Source organism: Bordetella ansorpii (assembly GCF_900078705.1).
Lineage (GTDB): Bacteria > Pseudomonadota > Gammaproteobacteria > Burkholderiales > Burkholderiaceae_B > Bordetella > Bordetella ansorpii_A.
On the sequence record NZ_FKIF01000002.1, the window covers coordinates 896,722 to 907,490 of the forward strand.

Genomic DNA, 10,769 nt, shown 5'->3' on the forward strand with positions numbered 1-10,769 from the left:
CATGTCGGCGCCGTGTGCGCCGCCGGCGGTTCGGGCCGCACCCCATGCCGGCAAGCCGTCACTGCCATTCGGCGTCAATCCCTCGCGCCTTCGCACCTGTGGCGCCGCGCTTGCGGTCAGGCCCAAGGCGCACCGCTTACACGCCTATGCCCGAGGCTTTCCGAGCTGGCTTTCCGCCTCGGCCATCAACACAGCGGTGCTGCAATCGAGCGCGCCAGCGATCTTGAAGACGATCGCCAGCGTGGGCATGTGCTCGCCGCGCTCGACTTTGCCCATGTGCGAACGCTCCACGCCGGCCAGGTGCGCCAGCGTCTCCTGGGCGATGCCGCGCTCCGTGCGCAGTGCACGTACCGCCGCGCCGAAGGCCTGGGCCAGTTCGGCGTCGAAGGTGGTGGCGCCGGCCGGTCGGCCGCGCTGGATGGCTCGCTTCTGCATAGATAGAAGCGTCGATTCGCAGAGCAATTAAAACCACGTTATCTTTAACTCATTCATCAAAATTTCACTGTTTGCGCTTCTACTGAAATCCGTATTCGCGGATTCCCACAAAAGCGCAGCGTCACAAATCCACAATCATGTCTTTGTTCAAATCCGCTGATGCGGCTTTGCGCTTTGGCGGATTCGTGCCGCCAGGAGGGGTTGCCATGAACCGACTCATCACCGAGGACGAACGCAAGCGGTTGCTCGCCAATGGCCAGGCCCGCGCCGCCGGCCAGGCCATCGACCCGATGCCCGTGGTGCGGCTGTTCACCCCGGACGCGCATGTCACTTGGCTGCTGGCCGCGCTCGATCCCGCCGATGGCGACACCGCTCACGCCCTCATCGACCTGGGGTTCGGTGTGCCGGCGCAGGGCGCCGTCAAGCTGTCCGAGCTGGCCGGCATCGTCGGGCCGCGCAAGCAGCCCGTGATGCGCGACCGCTATTTCCGCCCCACGCACACGCTATCCGAATACACCCGGCTGGCCGAGCGCGACGGGGCCATTCCAGACTGAATGCCGCCCACTGTGTCTTTTTCAGTCTGGCGTCGTGCCAGGCTGGTCTCAATCGGCATTCTTGCGGCGTTGCCGCGCCAGCCTGATCCAAATAGACATGATGTCTGGCGCGGCCTGCGGCAGGCTGGCGTGTAGGGCGTCCCACGAGCGGGGCGCCGCCGCCGCGGCATTGAGATGATTGCCGCAACGCACCGGAGCTAATCGGTCTTGATACCCGGTCCGCTTTTTTAACCCATGACGTTCCGGCATTGGCGACGTAGCGCGTAGTCTCGCGCTGTGGCGGCGAGTCCAGTTCGCGGGAGGTTGCCTCATGGCCGGTCCCCTTCATGTCGCGTCTTGGTATCCGACGGCCGCGTACTTGTACGTGCTGCACCTGGACGGCCTTGCGCTGGCCTGGGAATACCTGCGCAGGCACCCCGGCTACCGGCTCGACTGGCTGCGCCGCCATCGCCAGGCGCAGGCCGCGCAGCACGCGGCGCTGCGCTGGGGCCTGCGCCTGCTGGAAGACCCGGCCCTGGATGCGCGCGACGCGCATCCGGCCTGGCTGCCCGGGCATGCGGCCGTGGTGCTGCTCTATCCCGATGCGGACCCGCCACCCGATGCCACGGCCTTCGCCTTCTGGCGCATCCCTGGCCGCAAGCAACTGCTGCACGACGGCAAGGGGCTGGCGCTGATCGCGCGCAGCCCCGGCCGCTGCTCGCGCGTCGCGCTGGCGCCCGGTCTGGAGGACGGTATGGCTGTCGCCTGCGCCTATCGCGGCGCTGCCGCGCCTGCGCGCTGCCCCGAACCCGGCGCGGCGCTGGCCTGCGCCAAGCCCAGGCCGACGAAGGCTGCGCTGCTGGAACTGCACACCTTGCAAGCACTCGACGCGACCCTGGCGGGCGCGTCCTTGCGCGAAGTCGCAAAGGGGCTGTTCGGCTCCGACGCCGTGGCGGCCGACTGGCACGCCGACGGCGGCCTGCGCGCCCGCGTGCGCCGCCTGGTGCGGCGTGGCGAGGCGCTGATGCGCGGCGGCTATCGCCGCCTAGCACAACTGCCCACGCTTGAGAAGGGGCGTTTTGAAGAGGATGCAAAACGTCCCTGAGCAAGCGGGCCCCGTTCTCTGAGACTGCCTCCATCCGGTCGCGCCGTGTGGCCGGGCGTTGTCAACCGATGGAGGCTCACCTTATGCGTCCCGCCCCCTTGCGGCCTGCCGCCGCTGTTTCTCCCGCTGCCGCGCAGCCCCAACCCTATCTCACCAACGACGAAGCCGCCGGCTACCTGCGGCTGTCGCCGCGCACGCTGGAAAAGCAGCGCGTGCTCGGCGGCGGGCCGCGCTTTCGCAAATTCGGCCGGCGCGTCATGTACGCTGTGGCCGACCTCGATGCCTGGGCCGCCGACCGCAGTTTCGAGACGACCTCCGATCCCGAATACGCCGAGCACCACTCGGCCGACAGCCGTGCGCGCTGAGCGGCGGCGCGCGGCAGGCCGTCGCCATGTCCAGCCCGGCGCTGCCGTCCAGGCAGCGGCCCTCGCAGGAGCGCGAGCAGCTCGACTTGTTCCGCGCCCTGCCGGGCGGCGACATGGCGCCGCGCGACAGCCAGGACCTGATGGCTTTTCCCTTTTTTTCGCTCGCCAAGTCCAGGCGGGTCAAGCCGATCGACTTTCGCAGCGGGAGCGTGACGATCCGCGTGGAAGGCACGGCCGAGCACGGCATCGCCACCATTTGGGATGCCGACATTCTCATTTGGGCGGCCTCGCAGATCGTGGAGGCGAAGGACGCGGGCCTGCCCACGTCGCGGCTGATGCGCGCCACGCCGTACGAAGTGCTTCGCTTCATCGGGCGCGGCACGGGCTCGCGCGACTACCAACGCCTCAAGGCCGCGCTCGACCGCCTGCAATCGACCACGGTGGCCACGTCCATCCGCGAGACAACAGGCAGGCGCTTGCACCGCTTCTCCTGGGTGAACGAGTGGCGCGAGCTGGCCGGCGCCGGCGGCACGCCGCTGGGCATCGAGCTGATCCTGCCGGACTGGTTCTATATCGGCGTGCTCGACGCCGCCCTGGTGCTGACCATCGACCCGGCGTACTTCAGCCTGACAGGCGGCATCGAGCGGTGGCTCTACCGCCTGGTGCGCAAGCACGGCGGCAGGCAGGAGCACGGCTGGCAATTCGACTTCCGGCACCTGTACCGCAAGTCGGGCAGCGTGGCGCGCTACTACGACTTTGCCGCCGACTTGCGGGCATTGGTCGCGCGCCAATCCTTGCCCGGCTACGAGTTGGGCATCGAGTACGTGGCCGGGATGGACTCGCCGCTGCTCACGTTCCGCCCCGTGCCGTCCACGGCACGGGGATAACTGCGGGAAAACCTGTGGACGGGCTCGTGCTATCAGGCAACCGGGGTATCGTGCTATCAGGCAACCAACCATCGTGCTATCAGGCAACAAAGTCGCCCGCAAACCCGCGCCAGCATTGGGCCTGCGCGCCCCTTAACTTCCCTAACTTAAATGCTCTAACTTGTAGTAGGCAAACGCCGCTGCGGTGGACAACCATCACACGGCCGCCAACGGCGAGCACAACCCGCCGCCGGCAAGCAGGTCTTGCAGGCCGATCGAGGCAAGGCTTTCCAGCATGGAAGGCTGCGCCATGATCGTCGCTCTGCTCAACCAGAAAGGGGGCGTTGGCAAGACCACGCTCGCCACGCACATCGCCGGCGAACTGGCGATGCGCGGCCAGCACGTCGTGCTGCTGGATGCCGACCCGCAAGGTTCATCGCTGGACTGGACGCAGCGCCGCAGCCAGCAAGGCTTGCCACGGCTGTTCAGTGCCGTCGGGCTCGCGCGCGAAACGCTGCATCAGGAGGCGCCGGAACTTGCCAGGCGGGCCGATCACATCATCATTGATGGTCCGCCCAGAATTGCCGCCCTGGCGCGCTCCGCGCTGCTGGCAGCCGAGCGCGTGCTGATCCCCGTGCAGCCCAGCCCCTACGACCTCTGGGCTTCGGCTGAAATGGTGGCGCTGATACGCGAGGCCCAAGTGTTCCGGCCGCTGCTGCGCGCAGGCTTCGTCATCAACCGGCGCGTCAGCACCACCGTGATCGGGCGTGAAGCGCGCCAGGCGCTCGCCGAGCAGCCACTGCCGGCGCTGCGTGCCGAGGTTCGGCAGCGCATCGTCTTCGCCGATAGTGTGGCCGCTGGCCGGCTTGCCTGCGAAACCGCGCCGGACAGCGCCGCCGCGCGCGAAATCACCGCCCTGGTGGACGAACTGCTGCGGGGCACGCCATGACCGCAAAGCCGCCATCGAGCAGCAAACGCCCGGCCAGGCGCGTTGGCATCGGCGCGCGCCCGCCCGCCAATCCGCACGCGGAAGCGTGGATTCGCCAGGGCGATGCCGATGCACTCAACAAGGGCGACCTCTACACGGCCCGCCTCACGCTCGACGTCACGCCCGCGATGCGGGCCCGCATCAAGGTGTCCGCTTTCACGCAAGGCGTGACCGTGGCCGGCCTGCTGCGCGGCCTGCTGGAGCGGGAGTTTCCAGAGCAGCGCAAGGAGAACGCCCCATGACGGCATCCGCTTCGCGCGCCTGCGCGCCTGCCGCCGTCGCGGCCACGGCTGCGCTTGCCGCATCTTCCAGCCAGCCTGCCGGCGCGCCGCTGACGCGCGTGGCGCTGGCCTACATCGAGCCGCGCTTCAAGCTCTACCTGCGCTTCGGCGAGCCCGCGCGCACCCTTCAGCTAGACCGCTGGCGGCGCTGCGCGGTGTTCCTGCCCGGCGCGCTGTTCTGCCGCATGCGCTGGCAGGCCAACGACTATGGCACCGTGCGCTGGCAGATCATGGTCATGCAGGCTTGCACACCGCTGGACGCGGCGCAGCGCATCCCCGGCGTGCAGCCGGGCGCGCGCCTGCTGCTGCATGCCGAGGGCGACAAGGCCGTGCGTGCCGTGCTGGGATGCATCGACGCCATCGAGGCGCTGGATATCGCGCCCGTTGCCGTCTCGCCCGCATACTGGCGCACGCTCGCCAACCGGCTCGCTGCGCGCCTGCCGCTGCCCGGCTACACCGCCGAGCGGCACGCCGCCTGGCTGGCCGCAAGGGCGCTGTCATGACGCGCCTGTCCGCCATTGCCCGCGCAGCCGGCATGCCGCAGCGCCGGCGCTTGCCCCGCGCAGGTTTGCGCGCTCGCCTGGTACTAGCGGGCCTGTCCGCCTGCGGCCTCGCTGCGCTGGCCTGGGCGTCCTTCGTGCCGCCGCTGCCGCGCATCATCTACAACCCGTCCGACAGTGTGCCTGTCGGCTGGTATCGCGTCGATCCGCTGCACCCTCGGCCCGGCTCGCTGCCACGTCGGCTGTCCGTGGGCAGCATCGTGCTGGCCACGCTGCCGCCGGATGCCGCCGCGCTGGCCGCGCAGCGCGGCTACCTGCCGGCGCGCGTGCCGCTGCTCAAACGTGTGGGCGCAGTCGCGCCGCAGCACGTTTGCGTTGTCGATGCGCGGGTCTGGATTGATGGCGTGCCGGTGGCCGCGGTCCGTCCCGCCGACCGGCTGGGCCGTCCGCTGCCATCCTGGCCGCAGTGCCGCCAGCTTCGGCCTGGCGAACTGTTCCTTTTGAACGTTACCCATCCGGCGTCGTTCGACAGCCGGTATTTCGGGCCGGTCGGCGTATCTGTCGTGATCGGCATCGCGCATCCGTTCTGGCTGGAGACGCGCCCATGATCGCCGCCGATTCGCTGCGCATCATTGTGCTATCAGGCGTGCCGATTCGATGGTTTTGCGCATGTCGTCGCGCGTGCCGTGCCAGCGCACCCGCGCCGCACTTGGCGCTGCCTTCCCATGTGCAGGCATCTTGCTCCGAACGCGCCCGGCCTGCGGTCCCCATCGCGCTTGTTCGCGCGTTCGCCGGCGTGCTGGCTGCGCACGCGGCAGCGCTGCCGGGCCGCCGCTGCCCGGAGCGGCAGCGAGGGGCAAAGGCGGAAGGCAAGATTGAAGGGTGCGGCACCAAGGTGCGCGCAAAGCCAGTCTGCACGTGGGGGTGGCGCGGCACGCGCCAGATCGCGGCACCGTGCCGCGTGAAGCGGCAATGCCTTGCCTGCATTGGTGAAGCCGCGTGCCACGCACGCCCGGCCTTGACCGTCTTGGAGGGAGGCGTCCCATGAGCCGCAGCGGCGAGGACCGTTTCCGCATCCGCCCAGGCGCGCCCAGGCAGCGTGGCGACGCCTTCATCAACCAGGTGCTGCGCCAGGCCAGCAAGGCGGCCAATGCCACCGGCGGCAAGCGCGGCAAGGCGCCCGGCTCGCGCCTGGGGCGCGGCCATGTCGCGGCGCGTTTCGCCGGCCGGTCGCTGACCACCCACTCGCGCCGGGCCACGGTCAAGGTGCGGCTGGTGTATCTCCAGAAGGCCGGCGCTCGTTCCACCATCACGCATCTGCGCTACATCGAGCGCGAAGGCGTGGACCGCCAAGGGGAGCGGGGCCGCGCCTATGGCCCGGCGACCGACGAAGCGGACACCGCCGCTTTCGAGGTGCGTGGCCGGGAAGACCGCCATCAGTTCCGCTTTATCGTCTCCCCGGAGGACGCCGGCCAGCTCGACGACCTGCGCACCTATACCCGGCACCTGATGCAGCGCATGGAGGCCGACCTGGGCACCCGGCTGGACTGGGTGGCGGTCGATCACTGGAACACCGACAACCCGCACACCCACGTCGTGCTGCGCGGCAAGGACGACACCGGCAAGGATCTCATCATTTCGCAGGAGTACATCACCCGCGGGATGCGCGAACGGGCGGCGGAACTGGCCACCGAATGGCTGGGGCCGCGCACCGAGCTGGAGATTCAGCGCACGCTGGCCCGAGAGGTCGATCAGGAGCGCTGGACTAGCCTCGATCGCAGCTTGCACCGCGAAGCCGTTGATGGCCTGGTGCGTACCGAGCGCTTCAACGAACCTCGGCTGCAACGCCAGCGCCTGCTGCTGGTCGGCAGGCTGCAACGGCTACAACGCATGGGGCTGGCGATGGAAACCGCGCCCGGCGCGTGGGCCGTGCAGGCCGAGGCCGAATCCACGCTGCGGGCAATGGCCGAACGCGGCGACATCATCCGCACCATGCAGCGGGCGATGGGGACGAAACAGCGCGACCTGGCCGTGTTCCAGCCCGGGGAAGACGGCCGCATCATCGTGGGCTGCGTAGCGGGCAGGGGCTTGGCCGACGAGTTGTACGACACGGGCTACCTGATCGTCGATGGCATCGACGGCAAGGCCCACTATGTGGCGCTGCCGCCCAAGACCGAACTGGAGCAGTACCCGACCGGCGCCGTGGTGGAGGTCAAGGGTTCCGCCGAGGTGCGGGCTACCGACAAGAACATCGCCGCGCTGGCGAGCGATGGCCTGTACCGCACCGGCCACCACCTGGCTGTGGCACAAGGTCAGGCTGTTCCGGGCCGCGATCCGCAGGAAGTCGTCGCCGCCCACGTTCGCCGCCTGGAAGCCCTGCGCCGCGCCGGCATCGTCGAGCGCATCGCCGAAGGGCTGTGGAAGGTGCCGGGCGACCTGCCCGAGCAGGGCCGCCGGTACGACGCGCAGCGCCTGGGCGGCGGCGTGTCGGTGGAGCTGAAATCCCACCTGCCCATCGAGCGGCAGGTCCGCGTCATCGGGGCCACGTGGCTGGACCAGCAACTGATCGGCGGCGGCCAGGGGCTGGGCGACCTGGGCTTTGGCGGCGAGGCCAGGCAGGCGTTGCACAAGCGCGCCGACTTCCTCGAAGAGCAGGGATTGGCCCAGCGTCGCGGCCAGCGTGTAATCCTCGCTCGCAACCTGCTGGGCACGCTGCGCAATCGGGAGCTGGCGCAGGCTGCGAAGGACATTGCTGCTGAAACCGGGTTGGCGCATCAGCCTGTGGCGGATGGCCAGCGAGTGGCGGGCATCTACCGGCGTTCGGTCATGCTCGCCAGTGGCCGCTATGCCATGCTGGACGACGGCCTGGGCTTCAGCCTGGTTCCCTGGATGCCGGTGATCGAGCGGCGCCTGGGCCAGCAGCTTGCCGCCACGGTGCGCGGCAGCGGGGTGTCTTGGGAGATCGGACGGCAAAGGGCGCCAGGCATCGGCTAAGCCGGGGCGCCGATCGCGGGCAGGGGGCGCGGCAACGGCTCGCAACAAAGGCGTCACAAAACAGTGCCATCATGTCACATTTGACCTAGTATCGTGCCCGTACACTGCATCGTCTACCCCGCCTGCCTTCATTCAATGCAACCGCAGCATCGCCGCGGCCAGGGGTATCTGTGTGGCCGATCCATTCTCCCGGACGGGCCGGCATGTTACCGCGATATGCCGCACTGAGCCACCCCGCCGTAGCGCTGATCGCACTGTGCGCCTTCGCGGCGCAGGCGGCCTGGGCCCAGGACGCCGGCCGCACGCCGCCGGCGGGCCAGCGCGGCGCGGCGGCCGAGCGTTTCGACTTCGACATTGCGGCGCAGCCCTTGGCTGATGCGCTGCGCCGCTACGCATCATTGACGCGCCAGCCCACCCTGTTTCGCAGCGAGCTGGTCAAGGGCCGGACCTCGGCGCCCGTGCGCGGGCGCTACTCGGCCGAGGCCGCGTTGCGGCGATTGCTGGAAGGCACCGGCCTGGCGGCCGAGAAATCGAACGCCGGCCCGCGCGCCGGCTTCGTGCTGACGGCGGCCCCGCCCGCAGTCATGCCGCGCGCCAGCCTGGGCGACCTGGCCGGCTATCCCAGCCAGATCCAGGCCCGCGTCTGGGACGCCTTGTGCGCCGACACCCGTACCGCGCCGGGCGCGTACCGCTTGCTGCTGCGCTTTCAGGTGGACGCGGCCGGCCGGCTCCAGCGGCCGCGCCTGCTCGGCTCGACGGGCGACGGCCAGCGCGACGAAGCCCTGCTGGCCGCGTTGCGGCGCGTGCGCCTGGGCGGCCCGCCGCCGCCGGGGCTGGCGCAGCCGGTCACCATGCTGATCGTGCCGCGCGAGGACGGCGGCGCCCAGGGGCCGCGCTGCGGCGAGGGGGCGCCGTGAGCATGCGCGACGAAGCCAGCCCCTCGCTCATCGACTACCTGACTCGGCACTATGGCACGCTCAAGCAGCGCGTGTCCCGGCTGCTGGGCGGCAATAGCGAACTGGCCAACGATGCGCTGCACGACGCCTGGCTGCGCCTGGCCGCCAAGGACGTGGACAAGCCCATTCAGAGTCCGGGCAGCTACCTGGTGCGCATGGCCGTCAACCTGGCGGTGGACGTGCAGCGCCGGCAGGGCCGCATGGTGTCGCTGGAGGAAATCAACGATGCCATGGACCTGTCGGACCCGGAGCCCGGTCCGCCGCAAGTGGTCGAGGCGCGCCTGGAACTGGAATACCTGACCGAACTGGTGGAAAGGCTGCCCAGGCGCCGCCGCGCCATTTTCGTCATGGTGCACTGGGAGGGAGTCACGCGGGCGGAAGTGGCCCTGCGCCTGGGATGCTCCAAGCGCACGGTCGAGTCCGAACTGAAGCACGCCCATGACGCGCTGGCTGCCGGGATGCGCCGGTGATGAAAAAAATATTGCGGACGCGTGGGGTCGCCATTCGTCTTAGCTCATACCGTTCCCAACAAGGCGCCGGTGCCCATGCCCCGGGGCAGACCCCTTGCCGGGGCAGGCCTGGCGTCCTGACGTGACATCATGAAGATATCCGCCGATGATCGCGCAAGCCCGCCCGACGACCTGCACAAGCAGGCCTGGGTATGGCTGCGCCTGCTCAACTCGGGCGAGGTCAATTCCTGGGACCTGGAAGGGTTCCAGCGCTGGCTGAGCGCCGATCCGGCGCACAAGGCCGCCTTCCACTGCGCCCGCCAGCAATGGGCCGTGCTGGAGCCGGTGGCCGCCGCGGTGCGGCGCCGCCATCCCGACGCCGTCCCGGCACAGGAACGCGAATCACGCTCGAATCTGCGCGCGCGCCGCGCCTTTCTGGGCGCCGCGGTCGGCGCGGCGGCGGTGGCCGGCATCGCTGTGATGCGCCCGCCGGCCGGCCTGTGGCCGGCGCCCGGCGAATGGGGCGCGGACTACCGGACTGCCAAGGGCGAGCAGCGCGAAATCGACCTGGCCGGCCAGGCCAAGGTGACGCTGAACACGCAGACCAGTGTGCGCCGCCAGGACACCGGCGAGGGGGTCGAGGGCATCGACCTGCTGGCGGGCGAGGCCGCCATCGACCTGTCGGCTGCGGCCGGCCACCGGCCCTTCGTGGTCATGGCCGGCGCCGGCCGCAGCCAGGCCGAGGCCGGACGCTTCGCGGTGCGGTATCTGGACGGCAAGGTCTGCGTCACCTGCCTGGAAGGCGCGGTTCAGGTGGCGCACCCCATGGGCCAGCGCCGGCTCGCAACGGGCCAGCAGGCGACGTACGCCGACCGCGAGCTGGGCGAGGTGAAAAGCCACGTCGATCTGCGCCGGGTGTCGGCATGGCGCAGGGGCGAACTGGTGTTCGACCATACCCGGCTTGCCGATGTCATCGAGGAAATCAACCGCTACCGGCCCGGCCGCGTCATGCTGATGAATGCGTCGGTGCGCGACCAGCCCGTCAGCGGCAGTTTCTATATCGCTTCGCTGGACGATGCCGTGGCCCTGCTGGCACGCACCTTCGAACTCAGCGGCCAGGCGCTGCCCGGTGGGTTCATGATCTTGAGCTGAGGCCGCACGGCCGAGTATGAAATTTGAATGACGCGTCATCGCGCCGTTCGCCGCATGCCGCCGATACAAGGCGCGCGGCCGTTCCCATCGCCGTAAAAACGCCATAGCGAAAAAAGTTGCGGACCGGGTCGCTGCCATTCGTTAT

14 protein-coding genes are annotated in these 10,769 nt (G+C 69.5%); 13 read left to right on the forward strand and 1 reads right to left on the reverse strand.

Features of this window, described 5'->3' with window-relative positions; genetic code table 11:
* Nucleotides 1–144 precede the first annotated feature (144 nt).
* A complete protein-coding gene (locus tag A6745_RS07695) occupies nt 145–435 on the reverse strand; it encodes a helix-turn-helix domain-containing protein (protein WP_066125337.1) in 291 nt (96 codons plus the stop codon).
* A gap of 206 nt (nt 436–641) precedes the next feature.
* On the opposite strand from A6745_RS07695, the gene A6745_RS07700 reads away from it, so the two are divergent.
* From A6745_RS07700 to A6745_RS07755, 13 genes are all read left to right on the forward strand, one after another.
* Complete coding sequence (locus A6745_RS07700; protein WP_066125339.1) at nt 642–989, forward strand: DUF2958 domain-containing protein; 348 nt, start codon at nt 642–644, stop codon at nt 987–989.
* 310 nt (nt 990–1,299) lie between these two features.
* Nucleotides 1,300–2,073: a DUF2285 domain-containing protein gene (locus tag A6745_RS07705; protein WP_066125342.1), complete on the forward strand. Its 774-nt coding sequence runs from the start codon at nt 1,300–1,302 to the stop codon at nt 2,071–2,073.
* An 83-nt stretch (nt 2,074–2,156) separates the two neighbouring features.
* The gene (locus A6745_RS07710; RefSeq protein ID WP_066125345.1) at nt 2,157–2,438 is read left to right on the forward strand and encodes a helix-turn-helix domain-containing protein; all 282 of its coding nucleotides are present in this window, start codon (nt 2,157–2,159) and stop codon (nt 2,436–2,438) included.
* Nucleotides 2,439–2,464: 26 nt separating this feature from the next.
* A complete protein-coding gene (locus A6745_RS07715; RefSeq protein WP_066125348.1) occupies nt 2,465–3,325 on the forward strand; it encodes a replication initiator protein A in 861 nt (286 codons plus the stop codon).
* Between the two features lie 289 nt (nt 3,326–3,614).
* The gene (gene parA, locus A6745_RS07720; RefSeq protein ID WP_066125876.1) at nt 3,615–4,253 is read left to right on the forward strand and encodes a ParA family partition ATPase; all 639 of its coding nucleotides are present in this window, start codon (nt 3,615–3,617) and stop codon (nt 4,251–4,253) included.
* Nucleotides 4,250–4,534, forward strand: coding sequence for a chromosome partitioning protein ParB (locus tag A6745_RS07725; RefSeq protein ID WP_066125350.1), 285 nt, complete (start codon nt 4,250–4,252; stop codon nt 4,532–4,534). The genes parA and A6745_RS07725 overlap by 4 nt, the downstream gene beginning before the upstream one ends.
* A complete protein-coding gene (locus A6745_RS07730) occupies nt 4,531–5,076 on the forward strand; it encodes a DUF2840 domain-containing protein (protein ID WP_066125352.1) in 546 nt (181 codons plus the stop codon). The genes A6745_RS07725 and A6745_RS07730 overlap by 4 nt, the downstream gene beginning before the upstream one ends.
* Nucleotides 5,073–5,681, forward strand: a complete 609-nt coding sequence (locus tag A6745_RS07735) for a S26 family signal peptidase (RefSeq protein ID WP_066125355.1) — start codon at nt 5,073–5,075, stop codon at nt 5,679–5,681. The genes A6745_RS07730 and A6745_RS07735 overlap by 4 nt, the downstream gene beginning before the upstream one ends.
* The gene (locus A6745_RS27730; protein WP_156513311.1) at nt 5,678–6,121 is read left to right on the forward strand and encodes a hypothetical protein; all 444 of its coding nucleotides are present in this window, start codon (nt 5,678–5,680) and stop codon (nt 6,119–6,121) included. Before A6745_RS07735 ends, A6745_RS27730 begins: the two co-directional genes overlap by 4 nt.
* On the forward strand, nt 6,118–8,067 hold the full coding sequence (locus tag A6745_RS07740; protein WP_066125357.1) for a relaxase/mobilization nuclease domain-containing protein: 1,950 nt from the start codon (nt 6,118–6,120) through the stop codon (nt 8,065–8,067). The genes A6745_RS27730 and A6745_RS07740 overlap by 4 nt, the downstream gene beginning before the upstream one ends.
* Nucleotides 8,068–8,270: 203 nt before the next feature.
* Complete coding sequence (locus A6745_RS07745) at nt 8,271–8,984, forward strand: TonB family protein (RefSeq protein ID WP_066125359.1); 714 nt, start codon at nt 8,271–8,273, stop codon at nt 8,982–8,984.
* A gap of 2 nt (nt 8,985–8,986) precedes the next feature.
* Nucleotides 8,987–9,493 (forward strand): RNA polymerase sigma factor, encoded by a 507-nt coding sequence (locus A6745_RS07750; RefSeq protein ID WP_066125361.1) that lies wholly within the window; start codon nt 8,987–8,989, stop codon nt 9,491–9,493.
* A 129-nt stretch (nt 9,494–9,622) separates the two neighbouring features.
* Complete coding sequence (locus tag A6745_RS07755; RefSeq protein WP_066125363.1) at nt 9,623–10,624, forward strand: FecR family protein; 1,002 nt, start codon at nt 9,623–9,625, stop codon at nt 10,622–10,624.
* Nucleotides 10,625–10,769: the final 145 nt, after the last annotated feature.